Annotated in this window: 34 protein-coding genes and 3 pseudogenes; 13 read left to right on the top strand and 24 right to left on the bottom strand. The window is 40.9% G+C overall.

The window, feature by feature from the left end; translation table 11 throughout:
- Positions 1 to 371: 371 nt before the first annotated feature.
- From R7Q11_RS19140 to R7Q11_RS19125, 4 genes are read left to right on the top strand one after another with little or no spacing between them, the layout of a single operon-like run.
- A complete protein-coding gene (locus tag R7Q11_RS19140; protein WP_054579188.1) occupies positions 372 to 1,004 on the top strand; it encodes a hypothetical protein in 633 nt (210 codons plus the stop codon).
- Positions 997 to 1,320, top strand: coding sequence for a hypothetical protein (locus tag R7Q11_RS19135; protein WP_024703879.1), 324 nt, complete (start codon positions 997 to 999; stop codon positions 1,318 to 1,320). Before R7Q11_RS19140 ends, R7Q11_RS19135 begins: the two co-directional genes overlap by 8 nt.
- 3 nt (positions 1,321 to 1,323) lie before the next feature.
- Positions 1,324 to 2,475, top strand: a complete 1,152-nt coding sequence (locus R7Q11_RS19130) for a phage tail protein (protein WP_170890862.1) — start codon at positions 1,324 to 1,326, stop codon at positions 2,473 to 2,475.
- Positions 2,472 to 2,984: a hypothetical protein gene (locus tag R7Q11_RS19125; RefSeq protein WP_017634110.1), complete on the top strand. Its 513-nt coding sequence runs from the start codon at positions 2,472 to 2,474 to the stop codon at positions 2,982 to 2,984. Before R7Q11_RS19130 ends, R7Q11_RS19125 begins: the two co-directional genes overlap by 4 nt.
- Before the next feature lie 80 nt (positions 2,985 to 3,064).
- Here the strand turns inward: R7Q11_RS19125 and R7Q11_RS19120 are convergent, their stop codons facing one another.
- The gene (locus R7Q11_RS19120; RefSeq protein ID WP_017634111.1) at positions 3,065 to 4,564 is read right to left on the bottom strand and encodes a putative bifunctional diguanylate cyclase/phosphodiesterase; all 1,500 of its coding nucleotides are present in this window, start codon (positions 4,562 to 4,564) and stop codon (positions 3,065 to 3,067) included.
- A 383-nt stretch (positions 4,565 to 4,947) separates the two neighbouring features.
- Between R7Q11_RS19120 and R7Q11_RS19115 the strand changes: the two genes are divergently transcribed.
- Positions 4,948 to 6,537 carry a diguanylate cyclase gene (locus R7Q11_RS19115; RefSeq protein ID WP_017634112.1) on the top strand — a complete coding sequence of 530 codons (1,590 nt, stop codon included), beginning with the start codon at positions 4,948 to 4,950 and terminating at the stop codon, positions 6,535 to 6,537.
- A gap of 461 nt (positions 6,538 to 6,998) precedes the next feature.
- Here the strand turns inward: R7Q11_RS19115 and R7Q11_RS19110 are convergent, their stop codons facing one another.
- The 5 genes from R7Q11_RS19110 to R7Q11_RS19090 all read right to left on the bottom strand — a co-directional run bounded on the left by R7Q11_RS19110 (position 6,999) and on the right by R7Q11_RS19090 (position 9,289).
- Complete coding sequence (locus R7Q11_RS19110) at positions 6,999 to 7,295, bottom strand: YkgJ family cysteine cluster protein (RefSeq protein ID WP_031812801.1); 297 nt, start codon at positions 7,293 to 7,295, stop codon at positions 6,999 to 7,001.
- A gap of 225 nt (positions 7,296 to 7,520) precedes the next feature.
- Complete coding sequence (locus R7Q11_RS19105; protein WP_054579183.1) at positions 7,521 to 7,973, bottom strand: GIY-YIG nuclease family protein; 453 nt, start codon at positions 7,971 to 7,973, stop codon at positions 7,521 to 7,523.
- 114 nt (positions 7,974 to 8,087) lie between these two features.
- The gene (locus R7Q11_RS19100) at positions 8,088 to 8,573 is read right to left on the bottom strand and encodes a hypothetical protein (protein ID WP_170960352.1); all 486 of its coding nucleotides are present in this window, start codon (positions 8,571 to 8,573) and stop codon (positions 8,088 to 8,090) included.
- Positions 8,574 to 8,741: 168 nt separating this feature from the next.
- Positions 8,742 to 9,044, bottom strand: coding sequence for a type II toxin-antitoxin system RelE/ParE family toxin (locus R7Q11_RS19095; RefSeq protein ID WP_182033403.1), 303 nt, complete (start codon positions 9,042 to 9,044; stop codon positions 8,742 to 8,744).
- Positions 9,032 to 9,289: a type II toxin-antitoxin system Phd/YefM family antitoxin gene (locus R7Q11_RS19090; RefSeq protein WP_017634117.1), complete on the bottom strand. Its 258-nt coding sequence runs from the start codon at positions 9,287 to 9,289 to the stop codon at positions 9,032 to 9,034. Before R7Q11_RS19090 ends, R7Q11_RS19095 begins: the two co-directional genes overlap by 13 nt.
- A 245-nt stretch (positions 9,290 to 9,534) precedes the next feature.
- Between R7Q11_RS19090 and R7Q11_RS19085 the strand changes: the two genes are divergently transcribed.
- Positions 9,535 to 9,819 carry a type II toxin-antitoxin system RelB/DinJ family antitoxin gene (locus R7Q11_RS19085; protein ID WP_136976191.1) on the top strand — a complete coding sequence of 95 codons (285 nt, stop codon included), beginning with the start codon at positions 9,535 to 9,537 and terminating at the stop codon, positions 9,817 to 9,819.
- Positions 9,816 to 10,093: pseudogene (locus R7Q11_RS19080) on the top strand (type II toxin-antitoxin system RelE/ParE family toxin). Before R7Q11_RS19085 ends, R7Q11_RS19080 begins: the two are co-directional and overlap by 4 nt.
- Before the next feature lie 158 nt (positions 10,094 to 10,251).
- Here R7Q11_RS19080 and R7Q11_RS19075 read toward each other — a convergent pair.
- The 3 genes from R7Q11_RS19075 to R7Q11_RS19065 form a co-directional block, all read right to left on the bottom strand.
- Positions 10,252 to 10,521 (bottom strand): Txe/YoeB family addiction module toxin, encoded by a 270-nt coding sequence (locus R7Q11_RS19075; protein ID WP_005464459.1) that lies wholly within the window; start codon positions 10,519 to 10,521, stop codon positions 10,252 to 10,254.
- Positions 10,514 to 10,768: a type II toxin-antitoxin system Phd/YefM family antitoxin gene (locus tag R7Q11_RS19070; RefSeq protein ID WP_017634119.1), complete on the bottom strand. Its 255-nt coding sequence runs from the start codon at positions 10,766 to 10,768 to the stop codon at positions 10,514 to 10,516. Before R7Q11_RS19070 ends, R7Q11_RS19075 begins: the two co-directional genes overlap by 8 nt.
- A gap of 192 nt (positions 10,769 to 10,960) precedes the next feature.
- Positions 10,961 to 11,356, bottom strand: a complete 396-nt coding sequence (locus R7Q11_RS19065; protein WP_017634120.1) for a DUF3465 domain-containing protein — start codon at positions 11,354 to 11,356, stop codon at positions 10,961 to 10,963.
- Positions 11,357 to 11,512: 156 nt separating this feature from the next.
- Here R7Q11_RS19065 and R7Q11_RS19060 point away from each other — a divergent pair, with 156 nt between their 5' ends.
- Together R7Q11_RS19060 and R7Q11_RS29850 are read left to right on the top strand one after the other, a co-directional pair.
- Positions 11,513 to 12,331, top strand: a complete 819-nt coding sequence (locus tag R7Q11_RS19060) for an IS4 family transposase (protein WP_346014764.1) — start codon at positions 11,513 to 11,515, stop codon at positions 12,329 to 12,331.
- Positions 12,213 to 12,704: a transposase gene (locus tag R7Q11_RS29850; protein ID WP_346014765.1), complete on the top strand. Its 492-nt coding sequence runs from the start codon at positions 12,213 to 12,215 to the stop codon at positions 12,702 to 12,704. The genes R7Q11_RS19060 and R7Q11_RS29850 overlap by 119 nt, the downstream gene beginning before the upstream one ends.
- A gap of 127 nt (positions 12,705 to 12,831) precedes the next feature.
- Here R7Q11_RS29850 and R7Q11_RS19055 read toward each other — a convergent pair whose 3' ends face one another.
- From R7Q11_RS19055 to R7Q11_RS19035, 5 genes are all read right to left on the bottom strand, one after another.
- Positions 12,832 to 13,758: a hypothetical protein gene (locus tag R7Q11_RS19055; protein WP_213892761.1), complete on the bottom strand. Its 927-nt coding sequence runs from the start codon at positions 13,756 to 13,758 to the stop codon at positions 12,832 to 12,834.
- A 164-nt stretch (positions 13,759 to 13,922) separates the two neighbouring features.
- Positions 13,923 to 14,837 (bottom strand): hypothetical protein, encoded by a 915-nt coding sequence (locus R7Q11_RS19050; RefSeq protein WP_213892759.1) that lies wholly within the window; start codon positions 14,835 to 14,837, stop codon positions 13,923 to 13,925.
- Between the two features lie 215 nt (positions 14,838 to 15,052).
- A complete protein-coding gene (locus R7Q11_RS19045) occupies positions 15,053 to 15,448 on the bottom strand; it encodes a hypothetical protein (protein WP_213892757.1) in 396 nt (131 codons plus the stop codon).
- A 483-nt stretch (positions 15,449 to 15,931) separates the two neighbouring features.
- Positions 15,932 to 16,456 carry a hypothetical protein gene (locus tag R7Q11_RS19040; RefSeq protein ID WP_005487922.1) on the bottom strand — a complete coding sequence of 175 codons (525 nt, stop codon included), beginning with the start codon at positions 16,454 to 16,456 and terminating at the stop codon, positions 15,932 to 15,934.
- Positions 16,457 to 16,674: 218 nt separating this feature from the next.
- Positions 16,675 to 17,328 (bottom strand): AbiV family abortive infection protein, encoded by a 654-nt coding sequence (locus R7Q11_RS19035; RefSeq protein ID WP_213892753.1) that lies wholly within the window; start codon positions 17,326 to 17,328, stop codon positions 16,675 to 16,677.
- A gap of 230 nt (positions 17,329 to 17,558) precedes the next feature.
- Here R7Q11_RS19035 and R7Q11_RS19030 point away from each other — a divergent pair, with 230 nt between their 5' ends.
- Together R7Q11_RS19030 and R7Q11_RS19025 are read left to right on the top strand one after the other, a co-directional pair.
- Positions 17,559 to 17,801, top strand: a complete 243-nt coding sequence (locus R7Q11_RS19030; RefSeq protein ID WP_213892749.1) for a type II toxin-antitoxin system Phd/YefM family antitoxin — start codon at positions 17,559 to 17,561, stop codon at positions 17,799 to 17,801.
- A gap of 7 nt (positions 17,802 to 17,808) precedes the next feature.
- Positions 17,809 to 18,108, top strand: a complete 300-nt coding sequence (locus tag R7Q11_RS19025) for a type II toxin-antitoxin system RelE/ParE family toxin (RefSeq protein ID WP_015296889.1) — start codon at positions 17,809 to 17,811, stop codon at positions 18,106 to 18,108.
- A 170-nt stretch (positions 18,109 to 18,278) separates the two neighbouring features.
- Here R7Q11_RS19025 and R7Q11_RS19020 read toward each other — a convergent pair whose 3' ends face one another.
- From R7Q11_RS19020 to R7Q11_RS18985, 8 genes are all read right to left on the bottom strand, one after another.
- A complete protein-coding gene (locus tag R7Q11_RS19020; RefSeq protein ID WP_104034889.1) occupies positions 18,279 to 18,941 on the bottom strand; it encodes a hypothetical protein in 663 nt (220 codons plus the stop codon).
- A gap of 122 nt (positions 18,942 to 19,063) precedes the next feature.
- Positions 19,064 to 19,189 carry a hypothetical protein gene (locus R7Q11_RS19015; protein ID WP_257969135.1) on the bottom strand — a complete coding sequence of 42 codons (126 nt, stop codon included), beginning with the start codon at positions 19,187 to 19,189 and terminating at the stop codon, positions 19,064 to 19,066.
- A 13-nt stretch (positions 19,190 to 19,202) separates the two neighbouring features.
- The gene (locus tag R7Q11_RS19010) at positions 19,203 to 19,706 is read right to left on the bottom strand and encodes a hypothetical protein (RefSeq protein WP_146441433.1); all 504 of its coding nucleotides are present in this window, start codon (positions 19,704 to 19,706) and stop codon (positions 19,203 to 19,205) included.
- 148 nt (positions 19,707 to 19,854) lie between these two features.
- A complete protein-coding gene (locus tag R7Q11_RS19005; RefSeq protein ID WP_225466630.1) occupies positions 19,855 to 20,331 on the bottom strand; it encodes a GNAT family N-acetyltransferase in 477 nt (158 codons plus the stop codon).
- A 134-nt stretch (positions 20,332 to 20,465) separates the two neighbouring features.
- Positions 20,466 to 21,641, bottom strand: coding sequence for a HEPN-associated N-terminal domain-containing protein (locus R7Q11_RS19000; protein ID WP_225466629.1), 1,176 nt, complete (start codon positions 21,639 to 21,641; stop codon positions 20,466 to 20,468).
- Positions 21,642 to 21,960: 319 nt separating this feature from the next.
- A complete protein-coding gene (locus R7Q11_RS18995; RefSeq protein ID WP_054579164.1) occupies positions 21,961 to 22,377 on the bottom strand; it encodes a hypothetical protein in 417 nt (138 codons plus the stop codon).
- Positions 22,378 to 22,403: 26 nt separating this feature from the next.
- Positions 22,404 to 22,817 (bottom strand): type II toxin-antitoxin system HigA family antitoxin, encoded by a 414-nt coding sequence (locus R7Q11_RS18990; protein ID WP_025998577.1) that lies wholly within the window; start codon positions 22,815 to 22,817, stop codon positions 22,404 to 22,406.
- Complete coding sequence (locus R7Q11_RS18985) at positions 22,783 to 23,124, bottom strand: type II toxin-antitoxin system HigB family toxin (RefSeq protein ID WP_213892697.1); 342 nt, start codon at positions 23,122 to 23,124, stop codon at positions 22,783 to 22,785. Before R7Q11_RS18985 ends, R7Q11_RS18990 begins: the two co-directional genes overlap by 35 nt.
- A gap of 180 nt (positions 23,125 to 23,304) precedes the next feature.
- Between R7Q11_RS18985 and R7Q11_RS18980 the strand changes: the two genes are divergently transcribed.
- Together R7Q11_RS18980 and R7Q11_RS18975 are read left to right on the top strand one after the other, a co-directional pair.
- Entirely contained in the window at positions 23,305 to 23,550 is a 246-nt protein-coding gene (locus R7Q11_RS18980; RefSeq protein ID WP_025998575.1) for a type II toxin-antitoxin system CcdA family antitoxin, read from the top strand.
- Positions 23,550 to 23,867, top strand: a complete 318-nt coding sequence (locus tag R7Q11_RS18975) for a CcdB family protein (protein WP_017634137.1) — start codon at positions 23,550 to 23,552, stop codon at positions 23,865 to 23,867. The genes R7Q11_RS18980 and R7Q11_RS18975 overlap by 1 nt, the downstream gene beginning before the upstream one ends.
- Before the next feature lie 127 nt (positions 23,868 to 23,994).
- Here the strand turns inward: R7Q11_RS18975 and R7Q11_RS18970 are convergent.
- Together R7Q11_RS18970 and R7Q11_RS18965 are read right to left on the bottom strand one after the other, a co-directional pair.
- A pseudogene (locus R7Q11_RS18970) lies at positions 23,995 to 24,281 on the bottom strand (type II toxin-antitoxin system RelE/ParE family toxin).
- A pseudogene (locus tag R7Q11_RS18965) lies at positions 24,278 to 24,560 on the bottom strand (type II toxin-antitoxin system Phd/YefM family antitoxin). Before R7Q11_RS18965 ends, R7Q11_RS18970 begins: the two co-directional pseudogenes overlap by 4 nt.
- Positions 24,561 to 24,646 lie beyond the last annotated feature (86 nt).

The raw sequence follows: 24,646 nt of genomic DNA, 5'->3' as shown, positions 1-24,646 counted from the left end.
ACTTTTGATAGGTACAAAAAAACCGCGAATAAACGCGGTTTTTTTGCGGCTGGCCTTAGCAAACAGTTCGAATCAGCAAATTCGAGTTACCAGCCTTTTCCATGTTCCACCAGCAAATGTGAAACAAGAGCAAGCAAATAGTAGGTGTTTTTAATGGCTTTGACAATAGCAGAGAAACTTCAAAGACAACGAGAGAAGCAAAAACAATCAATGGAACGTCGCATGCGTATGTATTATCCTTGTGTTATTATCACCACGATATTCCGAGCATTAATTAATATAAATACTATTAATAGGGCTAAAAAGCTTGGTTGATGGTGTTAAAATGACCAAGACTCCTCATCTTAAAAAGCGCACTTAGAGGTCACAACATGGCACGAATGCGCATAGCTGTACTTACTCTATCATCTGGCCAGCCACGGCTTATGCTTGCTGGTGTGAATGATGGTCAACTCCATATCATCGAATGCCAACAATTAGAGCGCTCATTGATGAGCCTTAAGCTGACTTTGCCCGAGAAGTTAGAAAAGCTCAAAAAAGGCGGTTTTATTGTGCTGGTGGACGAGGTTACGCCCTACTTTTCGAAGTATGGGCGCGCCGTTCGCCTGTCCGAACTGGACGCAAAAGGCAGACCGATCATTGTGTCGGCAATGGAAGCCTATAACTATCTCTCATCCCTAAATGCTATCACCTACCCGTCTAATGCTGGTGGCCGCTATGAAGTGTCGCCGTCCATCGTGGAAGAAGTACGGGGAACAGATGGCAAGCCAATGTACAACATCGACTGGTCAGAACTGCGCCCTGATACCTACGCGCTTATGTTTGTGGTCTATGCGGCCACACAAGACAACCTTAGCGACACGGTAACGCTTAAGAGCTTGTTTGGCATGTTACGCAAGCCCAAGAAAGAGCCGGAAATGGCCTCGCGCGCAATGGGACTGTTCAAGGCTAAAACAGGGCTAATCGCAGACGGTAAGTATCGTATGGGAGGCGACTATGAGTAAGTTATCCCGCCTCTCAGCAGAGAACATCGAGGACGATATTCTACGGGCGCATTTCTTTGCCATCGTCATGGAATACGTCAACCGTTCGGGCAATACCGATCTCTTTGAGTACACCATTCGACTTGATGAGGTTTATCGTGCGGATCTCGTCTCTTACAGAGCTTACGCCACGGTTGAGCTTGATTGGTTGGTTAGTCTGGTCTGTGACGTAGACGACCCAATGAATCCGCTACCTGTTGGCGAAACCATCAAGCTTCCACCAGCATCTTGGGTGCGTCGTTCCATGCGTCAATTCATGGACGAAATGGGACTGTAACTTATGCCGAAGAAGTTTGAAGCGGAGAAACGGGATAACGGCTCATTTGCCAGCCTTGGCCTCAATGAAAAGCAGTTCAACCAGCTATTCAACAAGATTGAACAGGCGCAAAAGAGAAACCGCCGTAATGCCAAGCGAACGCTGACCGCCTCAACGCTGGCCAAGCCAACTAATAAGGCATTAAAAGCGCTAGGCGAAAAGGCTAAAGGGCAACGGTTTACCAAAGAAGACCTGATCAAGTTCGACAAGGCTCGCCAGCGACACAAAGAGGTCTATGACAGCAAGACAGCGGGTATCACCTACGCCTTTTTGGTGAAGAACTCGCGTCAAATCGACGTAGACCGTGCAAACAACCGTGTCGATGACGGTACAGGCATTCACAAGGCCACGTTGATCGGTATTAAGAACAATATCGCGCTTATTCGTGTCCGAGCATCAAGCGTGTCTCGACATGAAGAACACCGAGTAAAGGTGCGTTTTGAGCAGTGGGATGAACTACTACACGAACCGCCTAATGGGGATTACAACCAAGCGGTGCAATTGGCGTGTGCTGGCCGTATTTCCTTTGATTGCGACTGTGGCCGTCACCAGTATTGGTATCGATACTTGGCCACTATGGGTAACTACTGCATAGCGCCGCCTAAAGAGTTTGCTTTCCCGAAAATCCGAAACCCTGAATTGTCCGGTGTGGCATGTAAACACGTTCTCAAGGCGGCAACCATGCTGCAATCGCTGGCATGGCAACGCATCTTGGCCAACCAAATGAAACAGCAAGCGCGCCGTGTTGGTTTTGGCTCAGATAACAAAACGTACTTGCTCAACGAGAACGAGAAGAAAGCTGCCGCACGTAACCGTAAAACGGTGGTGGATAAGGCCGCCGCTACGCGCGAACACGCGAAGTATCTACGCGCTCAGAAAGCAGTGGAAAAACAGATCGCCAAACAGAAACGGGAAAGCGAAACCATCAAGCGCCAAGCGCGCAAACTGCGTAAGGAGTCCAACGAGAAGAAAGGTTATATCGATATGATTAAGGTCGGCTTCCAGAACTTCCATGACGGCTACAAGCTGCAAGGAAAGACTAAGAGTGAAGCTCTGACCAACTTCGCAAAAATGATGAACGTAACACCAAGCAGATTAGAGAGAATCATCAAATGAGTGACGCAGTTAAACCTGTAGTAAGAAAGGCTCGATACCAAGGCCATGTGCCCTTTAACCGTGTTTTAAGGGATGATTGGATTAAGGCCATCAAACTATCACCTGATCACTTTGAAGCGTCCCTGTATCGTCCTATTGAGCCAGAACTGGAACCAACGGATGATAATTACCAAAGCGAGTCAGTGCTAGAGCTAGAAACCAACCAAGACACGCTTACTTATCGTGAGCCAGAGCTGGTGGCTTTATTAGCTTGTCCAGATGAGCAAGAGAACTTTTTCATGATGGACGATGGCGACGAAAACCTTGGCGAGTCCTTAGAGCCGCTAATGCTGCGTATTGCTTCGCACCATGTTCCTGTTGGTAGTGTACTGGAATGGGATGAAGAAAACGCCGAGGGATTACGAACCGTGTGGTGGTACGTACATAAAGCCGTTGGCTATGGCACAGCGAATGTGGGCGTGATTTATATCTGCATACCAATGCGTGATTTTAACAAATTACTTAAGTAGAAAATTCACCACATAATGCAGCACCATCTTTAATGGCTAGGGTGCTCCCTGCGAAAGAGCAGAGAGGGGAATACAACATCTTAATACATAACATTTGCGATGTTATTTAATTTTCTATCCAATAAAGCAATGGGGATTGGACGACTTAAATAGAACCCTTGAACTAGCTCACAATCTAACTCTTCTAGAACACACAACTGTTCAAGGGTCTCTACCCCTTCAGCAACGACTTGAATACCAAATCCCTTTGCGATGTTGACTATGCCGGAAGTGATCGCTCTTGAGCGATAATCAATAGCGATGTTTTTAATGAAGCTTCGATCTATTTTTATTTCATCGACATCCAACTTATTGAATATTGCAAATGAGGTATAGCCAACACCGAAGTCATCAATAGAGAACCTCACACCAGATTTCTTGAGTTCCTTGACTAAACTTGCGCATTGTTCAACATCGTTTAACGTTGCTGTCTCTGTTATTTCTAAGCAGAGGTATTGTGCAAAATCAAGGTCTTTTTTTAAGTAATTTTCGATACGATGCATATCTTCAATGCTATTTAGCTCAGTAGCAGAAAGGTTCACTGATACCTCTTGAATGGCTCGTCCTAGAAGCTGCGTTTCTCTAAGTTGCTTTGATGCTTGCTTGAGGACTAGTTCTGTTAGAGCACTGCAGAGATTGTTCTCTTCTGCCAGTGTGATAAATACTGCAGGAGATATATCTCCATATTCGGGGTGTTTCCATCGAGAGAGCACTTCAACTCCAGCGACTCTCTTATCTTTAAGGCAATACTTTGGTTGAAATACAATCTGTATTTGGCCTTCTCGTATTGCGTTACGTAAGTCTGAAGTCATCTGTTGTCTCTGGAGCTCATGTTTAGCGAGCTCTTTGTCGTGGTAGCGGATAGTGTTTTTCGTGATCTTTGCTTGAGCAAGTGCATATTTAGCTGACGACATGAGCTGCTTTACACTTTCCCCATCAAATGGATAAAGCGCAACACCGATGGAGCATGTCAAATCAATACCATGACGTTTTGAGTTCTGCTTAAACTGCCTTTGAATAAGTGCTAAGTGCATATCAACTTGACTTTCGCTTTCCATACGAATCAAACAAGCAAATCCATCAGAATGCACCCTTGAAGAGAAAAGTGGAGAAACGGTAGAAGAGTTAATCGATTGTGCGATATCTTTTAGAAACAGATTACTCTTTACAAAACCGATTCGGTCGGAAACGGGCTTAAAATTGTCTATATCGAGAAGAAATAAAACATAATGTTCATCCTTTTTTGTATTACGAAACTTTTGTTCCAAATAGCGAAAAAAGACGTAGGGGCTATGTAAACCGGTTACATAGTCAATGTCATTGGCTCGTTCAATATACCTGTTGTTCTTTTTTATCAGCCCCCATAGCAAGAAAGAGGTGATCACAACAAATAGCATTCCTTTTAGTGACTGAACCGAGGTGTATACTTGTTGATTGTTAGATAGGAGCTCTACCGCTTTGTCTGAGAACAATACCCACATTGACGCGAATGCAAAGTAGGACAAAACGAGCTTAGCGGAGCTGAGAAAGTTTTTTTTCATATAAACCACAAAATACTCGTGTACTGCCCAAGGTTAAGAGCATACTTAAATAAGTAAACTATCACCACATTGCATATCAAGCTAGCAATATATCAATTAGATTTTCAAAACAACATATTAAACACATGCTTTTACGGATTAAGTTGACGTTTCGTCGTAACAAGAACCTCTAATTGCCCCCATCCTAATATTGTTCAGGTCTAGAGCTTAGTTGCTGTATGTTTACCATCTATGTTGCTTATATGAGTTTCAAGAAATATATAAGATAATAAGGAAGTTGCATATCAAACATGGCTGAACTGTCAAATCTGTTCAAACTGGATTTAATCGATTTACAGTTACGAGTAGAATCACTTTTAATAGACCAATGGATGACTTAATTTATGGAATACCTGGGTGAATCAAAGCGGCTGAGAGATAAGTTAAATTTAAGACAACTGATACTATTTTTAAGCATCTTTAGTATGATGGTCACCCTTCTAAACGCTTTTTACTCCATATATCATGTTCAACGTGAACTAACTGTCACTAACACCATTGAATCCAATCGTGTTTATGCTGAAAAAATGGCCAGAATGACGGACACTTTCATTGAATCAGCACTATCACAATTGGAGTACAGCGCACTTATGCTTAGAAGCAAGGTGCGAGATACAGATGAGTTGCAACAAGAAGTGGATCGGTTGAGGCTCCAAACCAATGCCTTTAACTCTGTAGTCATCGTCAATGCGAAGGGAATTATTGTTGCCGTTTCACCTGAAGCAATACAAGTGAAAGGTGTCCAATTAACAAGTGAAAGTTCGCTACAATCATTGAAAGCTAAGTCTCCAATCGTGACTGATCCCTTCGTATCTCCTGCAGGTAATTATCTGATAAGTATTTCCCACCCTATTTTCTCCGAACAAAAAGAGTATTTAGGATATGTCAGTGGCTCTATTTATCTCGATAAGAAGAACATGTTAATGAGCATACTTGGGCAACATAGCTATAGAGATGGGTCATACCTCTACGTTGTGGATAAGAATCAGACATTGATCTATCACCCTGATCGGCAAAGAGTGGGAGAAGTCATTGTTAATAATGACGCGATAAATGATGTTATTCAGGGAAATAAAGGTGGTAAAGCCATCATTAACTCCAAGGGTATTGATATGCTTACTGGGTACGCACCAGTTAATGCTTCAGGTTGGGGGATAGTTGCACAGAAATCAGAAGGCTTAACTTTTTCTGTACTTAACGACCAAATGTGGGATGTGCTTGTAGAAACTTTTCCAATTGGAGCCATCACGCTTTTAGTTATTTGGATATCTGCGGCTTTTATCTCAAAACCGTTGTGGCAGCTAGCTAATGTAGTCAAAAGCTTTGAAAACCGTACTTCTGCTATACGAGACTTAAATGAAGTTAAACCTTGGTATTTTGAAGCTTCACATCTAAAGTGTTCATTTCTCAGCGCATTCAACATTGTATCCAACACCATTGACCAACTGCATATCGATACTTTAACGGATTCAATGACTGGGCTGTTAAACCGTCGAGGTTTAGATAAAGCCATTGATAACTTGCGTATACAAAACACTCCATTTTCTGTACTCGCTCTGGATGTTGACTATTTCAAAAAAGTCAATGATACCTTTGGCCATGATGCCGGTGATGCCTTACTTGTCAGTGTGGCAAATATTATCAAGGCTCAGGCGAGAGAGATGGATATTGTCTGCCGCTCTGGCGGAGAGGAGTTTATGGTCTTTTTAGTTAAAACTGACATACGTCAAGCTGAATACGTTGCTGAGAGAATCCGAAAAGCCATTGATTCAAACGAGTTTGATGTTGTAGGTCACGTGACTATTTCTATCGGCATGTCTCAATGGTTTGCAGAAAGAGAACCGATCAACGCTATTCTTAAAGGTGCTGATGATGCGCTTTACCAGGCAAAACATAACGGTAGAAATAGAACTGAGGTGCATAAGGTCAACTGACTCGATCAATTTAATGTGTCATTTACTTTAGGTTCGTTGTAACTTAATTCAGACTTAGCGAACATATAAAGTTCACAACTTCAAGATACCTTTACTCTTAAAATTCAAGTGTATTAGGTTGAGCTGTCTCATAAGAATTTTTTTGTCAAGTCAAGCAAGCGAAACTTGTTACCAAGCTTCGTCTATCTCGTAATCCAGCATGTAAGTAGTCTCGATGTAAAAAACATAATCTTTTACAGGTTAGCTCATTTCTCGTTCCTCAAGTTGCGAGTAGTAAGAAATGCTATCTGCTTCTAAAGCTTTATTTTACTGGATTGAGCTCGAACCCAATTTTAAGAGTAAGTAACGTAATATTGCAGCACCTTAATTATAAACATCAAACGCATAATGAAATTGCCGCGTGAGCCGAATCATTCTTGAGCGATTGATTTTACGAACAAAACAAACCTTAGCAATATGATTTATATGAACTTATCTCGCTCATCCAAACATTCATCTGAAGCCATTTCAAACTCGCGACATATCCAAGGACGATTTTCATAAATTTTGCACATTAAACTGTCTCTATCTAAAGCAGCACACCAACCATCACTTAGACGCAGCATTGACTCACTACCATACTGATCACGTTTTATATACTGTTCTGGGACTCCCGTATCAGAAATGATCATTACCTCCAGTCGGCAACAGCATGCTTTACAGTTAGAGCAAGATATTTTTGAGGGATAAGTCGGTGTAGAAAAGGTGGGTATGTTCATAAGTAGCTACATTTTGGTTAATTACACATAATACCGTAATTTAGTACAAACTACTTACTTCTGATGTTCGCTATCTTGTGGATCATAATGCCCTGTTAAGGTATCAACGACGCTAATACCTTAGTTAAACAATTGTGCCATAAACACTAAACTGGCTTGGGGTGAAAGCGCCAAGCGTTACGAAGCCATCTCGAACAGTTTGTTAGCAGATTTATCAAAGCGATCCTATTTATTGTTTCCACCTTGCTTACCAAAAGCAGGCTTCAAATCATATGATATTGCATCTTCAATGAGCTGAAGGATCTCTATTGGAACATCATATTCAAGAATTCGAACCTCATAATTACCATCGAACCATTTATACATGTGTAATGAGTACGTTTTGTCAGGACAATAAATCAGATGTTGTCTTAACCTTTTTCGTAAACCAGTAGTTGAGGAACCGACATATAGAACATGTGATGGGGTATTTACTTTGCTACATGCTTTAAGCTTTTTCCGCTTAAAATCTACGAATGATTCAAACGTACTATCTGCGCATCCGCCAACCTCTTTGATGATATAAATCCCTTTATCAAGGTCTGGAATTTCATTAAAGCTAGAAACCCTAAAATCAGATTTAGGTTTGGCTGCTTTAGCTGTTTCACAGGTTCTAATTAATCTATCCAAGTATTCCATTACTGTCGTTTCTATCCTATTCTGCTAACGCCCTGTTGAGATGATGAGGTGCACGTACACCACCTTAAACACTAATTGCAACGCCACGCGTTGCGAATTTCTCTTAAATAGTTGTTATGTGCGTACTGTTTGTAGCAATTGCTCTGATAGTTCAGAAAATTGTTCAATTAACCAAGTTGAGCCATCATTCATATTGCACTCAAACTCATCTATAAGTGTTAACTCTCGGGAATTTAGGTCTTGCTTAGCTACATTTTCAATTGGGTAATGCTCTATATCCCAGCCCCTTTTTTGAGCATTAGCTAACACAAGGTGAACGTATCGGTATTTCAAGTTACCTTGTGATTGAAGAGAGCCATCTCTTTTTAACACCGGTCGTCGAGACTTTCCTTCGAGAATCTTTACCACGTTAGATTTGTACTCATTCAGTCTCGCTTTATTCGAAGCTTTACCAATATAACGAAACTCCTTTTGTTCAGCAGAGATCTTAATGAAATACAGATATGGTTGAGTGAGATCGATTTGCTTAGGATTTGTCCAATTAAACATTAAATCAGTCCTTGATAGTTTATTGTTGCCGACACCAAGATTAACAGACATGCTCATCTAAAGTTTGAGACTTTCGCCAAAACACATAACGCCTTGTTAAGGTGTGAGGCACGCAATACCTAAGCTTCCCATACCACCTTAACCACTGAAACAAACGCATAGTTAAAATGCCATGCGTTGCGAATCCCTCTTGAGCAGTTAGCCGCTCATTCCCAAAGGTTATTGCTTGCTCAATAGGAACTTACGTAAGTCTCTCTCAGCACGTATAACAAACAGAATAAATACTTTATCGCCGTCTTGTTTATAGAAAATACGGCATGGATTAACTACAACTTCACGATAACTTAGATGTGCTAGTTCAGGCGGAATGCGACCCGATTCAGGGAAAGCCTCTAAGCGCTCGACTTTAGAAAAGATCGCTTGAACCAATTGTTTTGCAGCTACGATATTTTCAAGTGCGATATATTCAGCGATATCATTGAGGTCAGATAACGCTGGCTCAGTCCAGATTATTTCAGCCATTTTGACATTTTGTCCTTGGCGTCATCGTGACTCACCACTTTACCGTCAGCTAATGCACGTTCACCTCGTGCAATCCCCTCCAGAATCGCCAAGCGATTTTGCATAAACTCGTAATCATCAACATCAACCAGATATGCCGATGGCTTACCATGTTCAGTAATTAACACTGGTTCTTTGGTGTCGTGGAGATCGGCGAGGATTTTAGTTGCTTGACGTTTAAGTGATGTAACTAGTTCTACTTTCATGAGAGCGGCTCCAAAGGAATACTAAAGTGATACTATTCTATCACTTTTAGTATAGCAAGCTCCATGACGGCTAACGCCGCGTTAAGTAGTGAGCAACGTAATACCGAAGCTTCCGCAAGCCACCTTAATCACTAAACTCAACGCATAGTGAAAATGCCACGCGTTGCGAATCCCTCTTGAACAGTTAGTTGCCCATCGTAAAGGCTAGCGCTAACATTTGTACACACACCAAAAAGGAATACATCATGGACACTAGAATTCAATTTCGTGTTGATGAAGAAACAAAACGCCTAGCTCAACAAATGGCTGAGAGCCAAGGTCGCACACTAAGTGATGCTTGCCGTGAACTTACTGAGCAACTCGCTGAACAACAAAGAAAAACATTATCTCACGATGCGTGGCTAACTGAACAAGTAAACCTAGCATTTGAGAAGTTTGACTCAGGAAAATCCGTTTTTGTTGAGCACCAAAATGCTCAATCTCGAATGGAAGAACGCAAAGCCAGAATTCGTAATCGAGGTAAGCAGTGATTTTATGGGAAGAGAGTCACTTAATGATCGTGAAAAGATCTTTGAGTTTATCTATGACTTTAACCCTGATGCGGCAGAAAAAACTGACAACCCCATTGAAGCAAAGGTAGAAAACTTGCTAGAGCAGTCTCTTATGGGTGTACAGCGAGACGGTGTTCGTGGACGATTACTTATAATTCCTGAGATTTCGATGATCGTCTCCTATTGGATCGAAGGCGACATTATCCGAATCATGCGCGTACTCCACCAGAAACAAAAATTTCCTATGGATTGATTGCTTCCTCTGAGGAACTAACACCCTGTTAAGGTTTGAGCAACGCAATACCGATGCCAAAGAAACCACCTTAATCACAAAACCAACGCATAGCAAAAATGCCACGCGTGCCGAATCACTCTTAAATGTTTGTTAGATGCCAGATCGCTAAACCTGATTTAGTAGTGGTAACGACACGAAATTATCGTTATCGCTTGATCATCGACTGCGTAAACAAGCCTATTAGTGTCATCAATACGGCGAGACCAAAAACCAGATAAGTTCTCTTTTAACGGCTCTGGTTTGCCGATGCCCTCAAATGGAGAGCGTTTAACATCATTGATGAGTTTATTGATGCGCTTGAGTGTTTTCTTGTCTTGAGTTTGCCAATACAGGTAGTCATCCCAAGCGTCATCAGTCCACGACAGTAAACGTTGACTACTACTCATCAATTAACTCTTGTGCTGTTGTTTTACCGGCACGGTACTGTGCAATCGAACGATTTAGGTGTTCAGCGTTTTGAGGAGAGCGTAGTAAGTGAACTGTCTCCATAAGGCTATTGTAGTAGTCTAAAGACATAACCACTGCATCTTCAGAATCACGGCGTGTAATAACTGTTGTATCAGCATCATTAACTACACCGTCTAAAACAGCTTTAAGACTATTTCTAGCTTCAGTAAAAGATACGATTCTCATAAGAACCTCCACATGTACGTTTTATGGAACAAGTATAGTCTTCACCACTCTACTTGTACAGTAAATTGAACATGCGATATTGATAAGGAAACTAACGCCGCATTAAGGTGTGAGCGGCGCTTGGCTATACTTGAGCGAAGCGAAACTGGCAAGCGTTGCGAATCACTCTTGAATGCTTTGTTATGTGAATTTTTACTCGTACGTCTTACCTTTGTGCTTTAACCAACCGTGCGGGTGTCTATTGTTTGGGTCATGGTGTGTCCAGTGCATAACACCACCTTTTTTATTCCATTCATATTCACCGTAAAACTGAACTCGATCGCCCACTTTTAGGTTTGGAATTCTAGGAGCTAAATCAATATTGTGAGCAACAAGTAAGGTCTGTTTACTGTCCAACTTTAAAATAAACTTTTGATGCCTACTTCCTTCGTTGTCATCACGTAGCAAGCGACTTACTGTGCCTGAGCCTTGAACTTGAACATCACTTTGATGATTATCATATGCTGTTTTTAACTGATGATCATTAGCTTGAGCACCAATCGAGGCTAGACAAAAGAGAGCTATAAATATAGCGATAAACTTCTTCATATAGTCAATTTCTCCAATTCACATAACGCCCTGTTCTTACGAATCCCCTCATAATTTCTATATAAAACAATGAGTAGACGCACATCGCTCATTCTGATCTAATGAATTTCGCCAAAAACACACCTGATTAAATGGATTTAATAGGGAGCCCTAACGATGCGCGACATTCAAATTCTACAGCAAACGATTGAGAATCAATGCCCTGAAATTCACAAAAAACGACTTAGATCTCTGATACTTGCAACCAAAACGGTTCTGGATGGCTCTGATCTAACACTCACTAAAATTGGAAGAGCTCTCGACACTGATACCACCGTGAAACATGCCATCAAGCGTATCGACCGACTACTTGGTAATCGCAATCTACACCGTGAAAAAGAGTCCATATATAAATGGCATGCCTCCTTTATTACCCGTGCTAATCCTTTTCCCGTGGTCCTGGTTGATTGGTCTGATGTTCGAGAGCAACTGCGCTATATAACATTACGCGCTTCGGTATCTGTTAAAGGACGCGCCGTCACGCTTTATGAGCAGGCATTTGAGTACAAAAACTATAACTCACCGAAGAGCCATCAGCACTTTCTCGATAAGCTTCAGTCTTTGCTCCCAGAAGGTTGCACATCTATCATTGTCTCCGACGCAGGCTTTAGAAATACTTGGTTTCGGCAAGTCGCCAACAAAGGTTGGTTCTGGCTTGGACGTGTACGTGGCGAAGTCTCGATTAAATGTGGTGAACACTCTTGGCAATGGAATAAAGCGTTTTACCCTCAAGCAACAGATAAGCCGCAGTTTTTAGGGGAAAGCCAACTGGCTAAACGCTCACCGCTTAAGTGCTTTGCTTACTTATACAAGAGTCATCCCAAAGGCAGAAAAGCCCATCGACACAGCCGAACGTGCCAAAAACACTCGGCAGGAAAAGTGTTCCACAAAGGAGCCTTGGCTTCTGGTCACGAACATCCCCAATCATGTACTTAACAGCATTAGAGTAACCCGTTTGTACGCCAAAAGAATGCAAATTGAAGAGTCATTCCGAGATCTAAAAAGCCCAGCCTACGGGTTGGCGCTCCGTCATAATCGAACACGTTGCACCAAACGCATTGATATCTTATTGCTTATGGCATTGATGGCCGAAATCATCATGTGGTGGAATGGCTTAATCGCCATGCAGGCCAATTGGCATTACGACTTCCAAGCCAACACCATCAAGCATCGTCGGGTGCTCTCAATTCCTAGGCTTGGTAAGGAAGTACGTTGTCATCGGAGGTACCGAATACAAGAGTCCCAATATCACTGGGCAATGGTGGAATATCAGCGCCTAACGCATACCTGTGGGTTGGGAGAATTATGAGGGGATCCGCCAGCGCCCTGTTAAGGTGTGAGCAACGCAATACTGAAGCGCCCGCACAACACCTTAAACACAAAACGCAACACATAGTAAAAATGCCACGCGTTGCGAGTCACTCTTAAACAGTTTGTTATATGCGTTTTTTAGCTTCAATGATATCAGCAACATACAGGTTACTACTATTATTTGCCACATTCGTTTTCTCGCTAAAGAAACCTTTGATAATACGAAACTTTCTTTCAGTACTATGGACAGAACCAATATTGGGTAACCAAGGCTTCATAAGAGTTAAAGTTGCTTCCATTAAGTTAGAAATTTCGTCAGCAGCTTTGTTTTTTAAAACGTAACGATTTAATAGAAGTTCACGATCTGACTGTTCAAAGTACCCGCTATCGTAAACAACAAAGCGAGATTCATGTGCAGTCGTTTTTATGAGTAGTAACTTGTCATCATTTTCAGGGTTAAGTGTTCTACCATCGACAACCTTAAACTCGATGCCCTTTTCAGCGCACAACGTAAAATTACTAGGCTCACGATAAATACGCTCCAATGATTGCAAATTATTGGATATTTTTAGCAGATTTACTGAATCCAAATGCGATGAGAACTTGAGAAACACAGCATCACCACTAATTTCATCAAACAAATTGCGTACTTCATTTGTTAGCTTGAATATCTGAAATCCCAAGTAGCTTTGATTTGCTACATGATTTTTTAATTCACGTTGCTCAAGTTTTACTATCCCTAAGATATTATCGAGAGTATTTGTGTCAAGGTTGTACCCATATATGACTTTTTTAATGAAATACAGGTAGTTAAAAATGCACCCTGCCAATTGACGCTTTATATGCTCATGAATATAACCCTGCTCTTTTCTGAGCACCTGCTGACGAATAACGTCATAAAAAAGATAAGCTACAAAGAAAAATACGCCGTTGGATGCCACTGAAGTTAGGACAGAGCTGAAATCTTCACTTTTCACAAACTCAGCACCAAGAAAGCACAGAACAGTCGCTACACCCAAACTCAAATATGGTAAAAATCTAAGCCAATACATTCATCTCGATTCCTAATATTGATGCCAAAGCATATAACGCCCTGTTAAGGTGTGAGCAACGCAATGCCGATGCCACCGCATACCACCTTAACCACTGACCGCAACGCATAGTAAAAATGCCACGCGTTGCGAATCACTCTTAAACAGTTTGTTATACGTAATCTTTATACGTGGCTTGTTACTTTCTCTAGATAAGGCTCTAACTTTCTAGGTACAACAGCATAGGAACCCCATTCATCTAACATTACATATGGTTTTTTGCTTTCGTCCCATTTAACTGAACCGAAAAACATAACGTAACGCCCTATACTATCAGCACCAAAACTTCGACGTTCATCAAGTTCATTTTTTGTATAGATGTACATGAACTTGCTACCATGACATTGTATTTTTGTGCGATTACTAAAGGTTTGGTAGTGAAAACCTTTCATTTTACCGTAAAAGAGCTGCGGCTCCTCGCTGATATCTCTGCGCAACATTTGCGTATTGTACAGCAAGTCCTTTAACGGCAAGGTAACTTGTTTGCCTGGCAAAGAGAAACCGACATTCAACAAAGAATCTAAGTTCCAGCAAATATATTGCACTGTTTCTATGTTTGAACCTACCTTTACCTTATTTCCATTGTGGCGAGGGATCGCCTCTTCGGTTATTTCACCTTCAGGGTCGTGATTAATGCCATTATAAGTGATTTTTTTATCACCTTTCATATACTCTTCAGGAGGTAGTTTTGCCCATTCTTTAACGCGTTTGAACTGACCATCTTCCTCTGTCTCACTTGTCAGTTCGTCATTGACATAGTTAAAGCCATCTTGCTGAGTAGTGTGATACGCGCATGGAATGTGCTTAAAGCTTGGGAGGTGTCGGAAGTGTGCTGTTTTAGCATTTTTAGACACGTTCTTTTTCGAAGGGTTTCTAGATAAAGGAGTAAAACACTTGGGGCAAAAGATGGAACCATGCATGTATTGTTCGTATTCTTCAGGTGTAACTTCAGAAGCTCCTATTTTTAAGAGCCTTTCGTCTATCCCGTAAGTCCATTTAGGGTTATAAATCGCATAAGTAATACTATAGTTGCCCATCACAACATCACTCATAAACTAAAGTTATTAGAACTTACCACCAATAAGCAACTTGTTGAATTAAAAATAACAATTATTGAGACTTGCGATTACGTATAACGCGCAGTTAAGGGGTGAGCAACGCAATACTGAAGCCGCCACATACCGCCTTAATCACTTAAACCAACGCATAGTGAAAATGCCACGCGTTGTGAATCCCTCTTGAACAGTTTGTTAGGCTATTGACTCTCTGAGGTTCTCACGTACGTCCCATTGAAGGTGACATTTAGCCCGCCACAACCGTTGTCTTTGCTAACTACGAGGGTATCTTGATCTAATAAAATTTGGAGAGTGCAGCCGTCAACATCATAGCCTATTTGATTACCTTTTAACGTTACAATTCCGTCGATTTCTCCAAAATTTACAAGGCCAGAAGAAGAGTCTCCTACCCAAACTGCTGTCCCTGATAGTTCGTATGTGTTCGAACCCACCTTAGTTAAGTCAATAAAGGCAGTGTCAGTATCCAATTGATCATTGTTATACCGCTCATAATGCCCCTGAAAACCAGGAACGACTGCTGCATATGCAAGCGATGAAATAAGCAACATACTTAGAGCTACGCAAACTGTTTTCAAGCTCAAACTCTCCTCAATAGCCTAACGCCCTGTTAAGGTGTGAGCAACGCAACGCCGAAGTTTCCGCATACCACCTTAATCACTTAAACCGACGCATAGCAAAAGTGCCACGCGTTGCGAATCACTCTTAAACAGTTTGTTAGCTTTATATGCGTTTTGCAGCCATTAATATACATAGTAAGACAAAAGGAAACAAAATCACCAAACTGATTTCTAACGTACCAAGAAGTTTCGCTTGCAGAATGAACGAAACGGCACTAGAAACAGAGCAATAGATTATTGAAACAACAAATGCAATGAACACTTTTGTCCTGCTAAAGCCTTTATCAATATTCAACTTATAGTTAAAAGCGATAACAGGTAACAGTAATGCTATAATGTTATTCCCTTGAAGAGCCGGAATTGGTAGTGTTGTACCCAAGTATATAGCAAAAGAGATTAGTACGAGATAGCTAAATACCGACAAAATTGTATATTTTAACATCATCTTCTTCTTTCTAACTCTGCAGTGTACTTTTGCATTTCACTATAAGAAAACTCATGTATTCCCACTAAAGCAATTGATGCAATCAAAACCGCTATATTACCAGAACTGGCTCCTTGCTTAATAATACTCCATGCTGCGCCCCCTGCTCCATAAGCACCAGGGTTTGCTCCCAAGATGCTTGACCATCGGTTAAAGTCATTATGAAATTTTAAAATCTCTGTTAGCTCTTCAGTGGTCAATGACCACTCTCCCCATTGAGGGTTTACCAACACATCTGTACTTCTTGTTATGAGACAACTCTTCAATAGACCACTACTTAGTCCGTGGATAATTGCCATAACTTGCTGTCTCGCATTACGATCCAACTGACGGTACATGATTGTTCCAGACATAGCTTGCGAGACTTTAACAGGATCGCCTTGAACTAAGTGTAGTGGGATATTTAATATCTTCGCTAAAGATTTTAGCGCATCAGCTTGGTTACTAGGTAGTTTATAAGGTAAACGACTGACGTTATTCATTGCTCTCATTCCGTTGATAAATAGACGAAAGTAATTAATACAATCAGAAGAAATAATGACCTATTTATCATCGGTATCTATGTGATCAACCTCTAGAAAGCTAACGCCCTGTTAAGGTGTGAGCAACGCAATACAAATGCCGCCGCATACCACCTAAAACACCAAAACCAACGCATAGTAAAAATGCCACGCGTTGCGAATCACTCTTAAATGCTTTGTTAGTTGCGTTTCTGATTTTTACTAACCCAACTATCATTCATTAAGCCACTTTTATGCGGCCAGGCTAATAATTGTGAGTAAATTTGATAATTTAGCACTTCGTCCATTTCACGAGCACCCTCGAAGTAAAACTCATCACTTTCAATCCGTTGGCAATACCTTAACAACTCTGCGTTTACCATTGAGATGACTTGCTTGGCATCATCTTGTTTGATCTTCCATGGAGTTGAGACTCGGCTTTCTACGTCGATTTTTCCTTTTAGTCGTTTCAAACCGACGTAAATCGAGTTTTGTTTTTTCTCTTCAAGTTTTCTAGTTTTGATTAGCTCAATGAAATTTGGAGAAAAGAACTGTGGGTCTCGTGCTACAAAGTTCCACTGCTTCTTAGGGTGCAGATATAATAATTTGAGCCACTCATGCTCACTTTCCGCATCAGGATAACCAGAGTTAGTTTCACTGCTCCATATATAATGGTCAATCCAGTTAGCTTTCGATAGTTCTTCAATCGCTAAGACAGATAACTGAAATGCAGATGGGAATGACCCATTGTCGTAAAGAAGCACTGAATCAAAGTGTAACCTCACAACATTTCTTAGTGACTCCGTCGCCAGTTTATTCAATTTGTACTTTGAAATGCCACTATTTTTCTTCATTTTATCCTCGTAGCAACTAACGCCCTGTTAAGGGGTGAGCGACGCAATACCGATGCCTCTGCATACCACCTTAACCACTAAAACCAACGCATAGTAAAAATGCCACGCGTTGCGAATCCCTCTTGAACAGTTTGTTAGTTTGCATTTCACACAAATCGCACGATTTAATTAAATTGAACATTTCATGCGATACATTATAATCTAACTGTACACTCAATTGGGAACTGACCATGCATACATTAACAGCCAATGATGCCAAACGAAATTTCGGCGAACTACTTCTGAGCGCACAACGCGAGCCAGTAAAAATCAGCAAAAACAGTAAAGATACTGTCGTTGTCATGTCCATTCGTGACTTTGAAGAGCTAGAAGCTATGAAAGTTGAGTACCTCAAACACTGCTTTAAGTCAGCTAAAGAAGACTTGAACTATGGAAACACTGTTGATGGTGAAAGCTTTCTAAATTCGCTGTAACTCACTTATGCAAAAGAACAAATACAAGCTAAGTAACTTAGCACAATCTCACTTGCGCAAGGTCAAAAACTACACTGTTGAAAACTTTTCTGAATTACAGTGGCGCAACTATAAAGACACTTTGCTATCGGGGTTTCAGATGCTAGCTGATAATCCAGGTTTAGGAAGAAGTTGTGACGAGATATACCCAAATGGCTTTTATTTTCCGATTGGAAAACACACAGCTTATTTCACCAAAGAAGATGACTTTATCTTAGTCGTTGCTGTTTTAGGTCAATCACAGCTACCCCAGAATCATCTGAAATAACACGACTTTCACCCTAGAAATAATAACTGGGGTGAGAGTTTATCCATGCAAACTAACGCCCAGTTAAGGGGTGAAGCACGCAATGCCGAAGCTCCCGCATACCACCTTAATCACTAAAACCAACGCATAGTAAAAATGCCACGCGTGCCGAATCACTCTTGAACAATTTGTTATAACGCAATTTTTGACACATCTATAGATTTAAGCTCGTGTGCAACTGTATGTAAATGCGGTAGTTGATTAGTCAATGTTTTAATATGTTGATCAATAAACTGTTTATCTTTATCTGTTGAAAGCACTGCATCATACCACTCAACTACATAGTCGGCTTGCTCCCCAATTTCGCGTTGTTCTCGCATAGAAATTAAGCCGATAAGTTTTGAAAAGTGATCAAGTGTTTTTGCTGTATATGGACAACCTAAACTTGAAAAAGTAAGTTCACGCTTTGTTGTGTAAAGGAACAAGCTTCGTTCAAATGAAGACAGTTGATAATAAGTATCTAATATCTGACGTGCAGCCCCAGAGAACCGTTCCCTACTTTTCTGATTAAGTGAAATGGGAATTAGATAAAGTAGCCCATTGCTATTACTTACTGCTTTTGCTAACTCCATAAGTTGATCATGCATCTCGTTGGCATGCCGATCTCGTTTCCAACGCAGAAATGCTGTTACCGCAAACAATGTACCAAAGATAGTTGCGACATTCGCCAATGCACCTAACACTGCCAATAAATCAGTGCCTAAGAAAACTAAAGAGAATGCAGAGCCACTCAAAAATATGGCAACTACACATACCCACATAATGTAACGATCACTTTCAAAAAACTTGAACAACTCGCTTATCTCTCCATTGCGTTATAACGCCGCATTAAGGTGTGAGCGACGCTTGGCTATACTTGAGCGAAGCGAAACTGCCAAGCGTTGCGAATCACTCTTAAATGCTTTGTTATAAGAAATTAGCCACGTTTTTCTGATGTTTTATCATCTTCAGATTTCTTCGACCAATCCACACCAAAACCAGTACCGTTGTCTTGCTTTGAAGGTTCTGGGCGTTGTTCTTGTTGCTTGTTGTCATTTGCCATTTGTACTTTCCAATTAGAGTTGAGATACCATGATAAAGAATAGAGCAATTAGTGTAATTCCTGCCCCATATGAAATATTTTTATATGCTTTTTCAACATACTTTTCCTTGAGTAGCATTACATTTTTGTGTACTTCGAGTAGTTGTTGATAAGAGATAATTATCGTTCTGATATTTTCTTCCTCGAAGGTACAAAGCTGTGAGGAAACATTTTGGTCAAGCCTCAAAGTAGGAAAGTCAGATATTTTTATCGACTTAAACAAATAGTGCCATGCAAGGGATAAGTTAAGGATAATCAAAAACAATAAAAAAACTATCAGACATTGCAGGCTTGTTACTGGAGGGAAAAACTTTTCAAAACCCCATCCGATTACACTCACTAGAACCCCAAGGACAACCGATATTAAGCCAAGAAATTTATTAGCTTTACTATCTAATGAATCAAAGCGTTTTAGCTCTTGATCAAGTGCCATCTTCGCGTAATTGTAAGCTAGCTCTGTTGAAACTGAATCACCCACGAAATTATCCTATTTCTTATAACGCCTTGTTAAGGGGTGAGCAACGCAATACTGATGCCGCCGCATAACGCCTTAATCACTAAAATCAACGCATAGTGAAAATGCCACGCGTTGCGAATCCCTCTTGAACAATTTGTTATACGATTTCTCACAACGAGCGCTGAAACTGACCATTTTGGGCTTTGAAACCTAATTTTTCAAACAGAGCTTTAGACCGAAAGTTACCTTTATCAATGTCTGCATACAATATTTCAATACCCAAAGATTTTGCGTGAGAAAATAACAAACTGAGGGCTTCCGACATATAGCCTTGTCGCCAATATGATGAATTAAGTAAGCATCCAACCTCACATGAATGACCACAATCACTAAAACTATGTAAACCACAAGTTCCGATAACTTTGTTGGTCGATTGCTCTAAAACTGCCCATTCCAACGATTCACCCAACTTTTCTAATTGGACGACGCTTTCCAACATCTGAAATATCGTATCTTTCGATGGAAAAACCGGATCTGAGGCAAATTCTATTGTTTGAATATCACTATAAATTTCAAACAAGTCATCAGAATCATCCATTTGAATTGACCTCAAAACAACCCTACTTCCGTGTAAATCAGGCTTCATTTTTCTCCTTAATCGTATAACGCCCTGTTAAGGTGTGAGCAACGCAATACCGATGCTACCGCATACCACCTTAAACACTAAAACCAACGCATAGTAAAAATGCCACGCGTTGCGAATCACTCTTAAACAGTTTGTTAGCAATTTTTTTCGATAGACAGCAGCTCAAACCACTTGTTCAGTGACTCATTATTTGAGTCAAACACTGCTATATTTATCCCCTCTGGATTCTTCACGCTTCGGTAACGCAACCCCAAAATAGGTTGGTCATCTTTTGTTTTGAATCTAAATCTAAAATATTCAGATATGATTTGGGTTGGCACATATTCAACATGCTCTCGACCATCTTTTGATACTGGCAAAGTTAACTCTTTCACAAACGCGCGGAGGAACGATAAATTCTGCCTAGCATCATACTTTTCAGGTTCAAAAACACTTGGTGTTTTTGGTAGATCGACAAAATCGATTACCTTGATGTCCTTCAGCAATTTAAACTTTGCGATTGACCATTCTGTTGCGTCTGTAATAACTTCTTTTTCAGCGGTCTCCTGATCATAGGCGACATAAAAATATGAAATACCGGCTGGATTCATCCGACCAGCGCTAGCTTTTCCTTCAGGGGGTACGCCAATATCAGAAAAGTCCGTAAACTCTTCATCTTGTTGGTTCACTCTAACGCGATAGAATTCGGTTTCAGCAGGAATCGTAGTAACAAGTTCTTCTGTATTACAAAGAGCTCCGAGAGCATCAAGCATACTTGAAATTGGAATGTAATCAGGTCTACCGGAGGAAAATTCATCTTCTGGTTCAGACAAAAATAAATACCGTGTCTTATATAACACTTGGTCCTTAAATGCCGACCAACCATATGATAATGCAGATGAGGGACTATCAACAGACCAGTCATTTTTGACATGTTCAACCAGATAAAGGCTTGCATCAGAGCTGTCAATCAAGTCCTCACAAAGCTCACCACTCCAGCCTGGATCAAATTCTCCCATAACATCCCATATATTGGTTTCTGACATTAACCACTCTTTTTCAACCCATGGCATGTCCACATCTTGTGCATCTGCGTAATATTGGAATATTGATTCATACACGCGCTCCATGATCAAATCATATGGAGCAGCAATTAATTCACCTTCTTCATTTTCTTCACCGCAATAGGAACATGAATTTGAGCTTAAATTAGCCGTGACTATACTAGCCAACGATTCATCTACAACACAGTCAGCACATACATTTTTGTCAAGCCCACTGAGTTGTGGTGACTCCCACATTGAAATCATTAATTCTGAATGGTATCCCACATTTTCCTCCTGATTGCTAACGCTTTCTATACGGGTTTTAGCTGTCTTTCATACTCATATCATGCAATCTTTCCAATTACAGTTCAATTGGTAATCAATAGGTTAATGAAAGGCGCTGGGTATTAGATTGCAAAATGACGGATAGCTATATAGGTAAGGAAAACTCTTATCTAAATGAAGTTAATTAGCGCCAGTGCTAACCAACAATAGAGCATAAATGTTTTGGAAAAGGCAGTGTATCGACATGATCGCTGCCTTTTTGGTGTGATATTTTAATCGTTATGAGTCCTTATTACTTAGTAACGAAACTTTATTCTACTCACACCATTGGTAACTCAAGAAACTCTGCAAGCTCTTGGGCCATCTTGCTATCAATCAAGTCGTTCCAGTAAGTCAGCTCGTTATACTCCATAGAAAAGCGATGCAGTTCGCCAAAATGACTTCTTACCTCAAAGTTAACCATAGCTTCCTCTGGAATGGTGATCGTGCCATTGCCGTACAGATTAAATAGCCAAGCTTGCGTCATAGAGTTTGGCTTAGCCAGTAGGGCAGTTTGACCACCAACAAAGAACAACGTGATGCGCTCGATACCAGATTCTTTTGCCTGTTCGTCGGCTTCCTTGGCGGCTGCTCTCGCCTTAACCAGTTCAAAATCTTCAAAGGTTTTCTCTAGCTTTTCCGGGCTCATTCTCTTCATGGTAGTTAGGATGCGGTCTAAGTCGATGCCTTTATTCATGATGTGTCCTTGCTGGTGGTGTTCTGCTAAATAAACATATGCTTTGGTACGCCGAAACGTTCCGATAGCGCTTTAATGTGTCCAACGGTTAGTTGGCGTTTACCGCTTAGGATTAGCGATACTAGCGACTTGCCACCAATCTCAGGTAAATCACTTAGAGTTAGACGGTATTGGTCGATGAGAACGCGAAGAGTGGCGATACCAGTATCTAGGCTATCAATGTGCGCGTTAAACTCTTGGAAGTGTTCTGATTCTTCCTCGTAGCGTTCAAGTACAGGGAATAGCAAGTCAATCAAGACATGGTTTTCCTCGTAGTCTTCTACTAGCGTATCCATGAGTTCCATAAGCTCTAGATATTGCTCATGGTCACGGATGCCTTGTAACCAAGGCATCGCTGTGTGAATTTCATTTGATAGGGTTTTTAGAGCTTGAATGTTCATGCTTACCCCCTTTTTGTTGGTCTGCTATCTTGTCGTATTCTGCGTGGGTAACGATGTATTTAACGAAGCATTTCCCACCTGTAAATTCGATAAAGGCGATTAACCTTAATGAACCGCCGCCAATGTCGATGACATACCACTTGTCTACGTATTTAAAGTTATCCAATGACGGAAAAAGTTGTTTGAGTTGTTCTGGTCTTTTTGCTTTTGTTGCTTTTAGCGTTTTGAAAGTTGAGTCTAGTGCCTCGGCACATTGCGGATATAGTCGCTTTGCCGTTTCAAAAGGCTCTCGTTTAATTATGTGCATTTCCTAACTCTTGTTTACATCATGTAAACACTATAGGACACTCACACCAAGTTTACAATATGTAAACAAAAAGACCTGATTAATTGAGCCTTTATGGAGTGAGCAGTCCGAAATGCTTGTTATATGCTTGTGTGTGCGCCTATAATTTATGCGCACACACAATACGCACAGGTTACTATTATGAGAAATGCATATAGTACGCAAGCACCAAAGAAAGCTACAAACTTAAGCTTAAACAGTGAGTTACTTGCGGAGGCTAAACGGTTAAATATAAACCTTTCGGCAACAATGGAAAAGGCACTTGAAAAAGAAGTACGTCAACGCCTTAAGGCTGAATGGTTAAAGCAAAATGCTGAGGGCATTAATGCTTGTAACGAGCTAACTGAAAATCATGGACTATTTTCTGATTCTTACCGAGTATTCTAATGTCACAATTCTCGCTATACAAAAACAACGATAAAAACACAGCAACCGCATACCCATACTTTGTTGACGTTCAAAGTGGATTGCTGGATACATTGAACACTCGGTTAGTTATTCCGTTGACGCCTACTGAGTTGTTAGAGAAAAAAGCACCTAGTCATCTATGTCCCGTAATCCATATTGATGAAGGTGACTTCGTAATTCTGACGCATCAAATGGCAAGTGTACCAACCAAAATTCTAAGAGAGCCTGTAAGCAATCTAAGCACTTTTAGAGACGAGATCATCTCTGCTATCGATTTTCTTATTACGGGCATATAACGCCGCGCTAAGTGGTGAGCCACGCAACCACGACACTTAACTTGGACGCAGTAAACACTAAACTTGATCCAAACTAAAAATGCCAAGCGTTGGGAATCACTCTTAAATGCTTTGTTAAAACGCAGTTTTACACATCATATTCCGACAGCATTTGACGACAATTACGAACTGTTAGTACGCGGATTTCATGACTTAAGCTGTGGATAATACGATAGTGACCAAAGATAATTTCACGATAATTCGTATGAGACATTTCAGGAACAAAGCGCCCCACTTCAGGCATACTGCCAAGTAGTTCACTTTTATCAAAACTTCGTTGACCCACTTTTCTGCTGCAGATGGGTTATCCAAAGAAATGAACTCCGCTGTATCGCCTAACTTTTGAAGCGCTAATGGAGACCAAATTACTTTCATTTTTTAATGCGCCCCAAAACTTGAGCACGCGCATCATCTTTGGAAACGCCAAGACCTGAAGCTAACTGAGCTTCCGCTGTACACATTTCTTCCAGCAATTCGATTTTCTTCTTGCATTGCTTCATACTCTGCAACATCAAGAACAACAGCAACACCTTTGCCACGTTGTGTAATTACCAATGGACGGCGAGTCTCATTGATTTGTTTGATGTAAGAAGCTACACCTGCGCGAAACTCAGACAACGGTTGAATGTCTTGATCGAAATGAATACGACTCATACTGAACTCCATCTGGTACAAAATAATGTACAAATAGTAGTTCAACTAACCGTTATGAGAAAGAAGTCGATTCTGCGTTATAACAC

It is taken from the genome of Vibrio sp. 970 (assembly GCF_033339075.1).
The sequence above is the reverse complement of the archived record's forward strand: the minus strand, read 5'-3'. Positions and strand labels throughout refer to the sequence as shown.

Bases quoted from the DNA above. Each gene is read 5' to 3' on its own strand.
- R7Q11_RS19035 (WP_213892753.1), bottom strand. From the start codon at position 17,328: ATGAAGAAAAATAGTGGCATTTCAAAGTACAAATTGAATAAACTGGCG.
- R7Q11_RS19095 (WP_182033403.1), bottom strand. From the start codon at position 9,044: ATGGCTGAAATAATCTGGACTGAGCCAGCGTTATCTGACCTCAATGAT.
- R7Q11_RS19115 (WP_017634112.1), top strand. From the start codon at position 4,948: ATGGAATACCTGGGTGAATCAAAGCGGCTGAGAGATAAGTTAAATTTA.
- R7Q11_RS18995 (WP_054579164.1), bottom strand. From the start codon at position 22,377: ATGAATAAAGGCATCGACTTAGACCGCATCCTAACTACCATGAAGAGA.
- R7Q11_RS19130 (WP_170890862.1), top strand. From the start codon at position 1,324: ATGCCGAAGAAGTTTGAAGCGGAGAAACGGGATAACGGCTCATTTGCC.
- R7Q11_RS19125 (WP_017634110.1), top strand. From the start codon at position 2,472: ATGAGTGACGCAGTTAAACCTGTAGTAAGAAAGGCTCGATACCAAGGC.
- R7Q11_RS19025 (WP_015296889.1), top strand. From the start codon at position 17,809: ATGCAAAAGAACAAATACAAGCTAAGTAACTTAGCACAATCTCACTTG.
- R7Q11_RS18980 (WP_025998575.1), top strand. From the start codon at position 23,305: ATGAGAAATGCATATAGTACGCAAGCACCAAAGAAAGCTACAAACTTA.
- R7Q11_RS18975 (WP_017634137.1), top strand. From the start codon at position 23,550: ATGTCACAATTCTCGCTATACAAAAACAACGATAAAAACACAGCAACC.
- R7Q11_RS18990 (WP_025998577.1), bottom strand. From the start codon at position 22,817: ATGAACATTCAAGCTCTAAAAACCCTATCAAATGAAATTCACACAGCG.
- R7Q11_RS19070 (WP_017634119.1), bottom strand. From the start codon at position 10,768: ATGAGAATCGTATCTTTTACTGAAGCTAGAAATAGTCTTAAAGCTGTT.
- R7Q11_RS19015 (WP_257969135.1), bottom strand. From the start codon at position 19,189: ATGGCAAATGACAACAAGCAACAAGAACAACGCCCAGAACCTTCAAAG.
- R7Q11_RS19065 (WP_017634120.1), bottom strand. From the start codon at position 11,356: ATGAAGAAGTTTATCGCTATATTTATAGCTCTCTTTTGTCTAGCCTCG.
- R7Q11_RS19085 (WP_136976191.1), top strand. From the start codon at position 9,535: ATGGACACTAGAATTCAATTTCGTGTTGATGAAGAAACAAAACGCCTA.
- R7Q11_RS19030 (WP_213892749.1), top strand. From the start codon at position 17,559: ATGCATACATTAACAGCCAATGATGCCAAACGAAATTTCGGCGAACTA.
- R7Q11_RS19105 (WP_054579183.1), bottom strand. From the start codon at position 7,973: ATGGAATACTTGGATAGATTAATTAGAACCTGTGAAACAGCTAAAGCA.
- R7Q11_RS19135 (WP_024703879.1), top strand. From the start codon at position 997: ATGAGTAAGTTATCCCGCCTCTCAGCAGAGAACATCGAGGACGATATT.
- R7Q11_RS19100 (WP_170960352.1), bottom strand. From the start codon at position 8,573: ATGTCTGTTAATCTTGGTGTCGGCAACAATAAACTATCAAGGACTGAT.
- R7Q11_RS18985 (WP_213892697.1), bottom strand. From the start codon at position 23,124: ATGCACATAATTAAACGAGAGCCTTTTGAAACGGCAAAGCGACTATAT.
- R7Q11_RS19120 (WP_017634111.1), bottom strand. From the start codon at position 4,564: ATGAAAAAAAACTTTCTCAGCTCCGCTAAGCTCGTTTTGTCCTACTTT.
- R7Q11_RS19090 (WP_017634117.1), bottom strand. From the start codon at position 9,289: ATGAAAGTAGAACTAGTTACATCACTTAAACGTCAAGCAACTAAAATC.
- R7Q11_RS19040 (WP_005487922.1), bottom strand. From the start codon at position 16,456: ATGAATAACGTCAGTCGTTTACCTTATAAACTACCTAGTAACCAAGCT.
- R7Q11_RS19060 (WP_346014764.1), top strand. From the start codon at position 11,513: ATGCGCGACATTCAAATTCTACAGCAAACGATTGAGAATCAATGCCCT.
- R7Q11_RS19055 (WP_213892761.1), bottom strand. From the start codon at position 13,758: ATGTATTGGCTTAGATTTTTACCATATTTGAGTTTGGGTGTAGCGACT.
- R7Q11_RS19140 (WP_054579188.1), top strand. From the start codon at position 372: ATGGCACGAATGCGCATAGCTGTACTTACTCTATCATCTGGCCAGCCA.
- R7Q11_RS19075 (WP_005464459.1), bottom strand. From the start codon at position 10,521: ATGAGTAGTAGTCAACGTTTACTGTCGTGGACTGATGACGCTTGGGAT.
- R7Q11_RS19110 (WP_031812801.1), bottom strand. From the start codon at position 7,295: ATGAACATACCCACCTTTTCTACACCGACTTATCCCTCAAAAATATCT.
- R7Q11_RS19005 (WP_225466630.1), bottom strand. From the start codon at position 20,331: ATGAAGCCTGATTTACACGGAAGTAGGGTTGTTTTGAGGTCAATTCAA.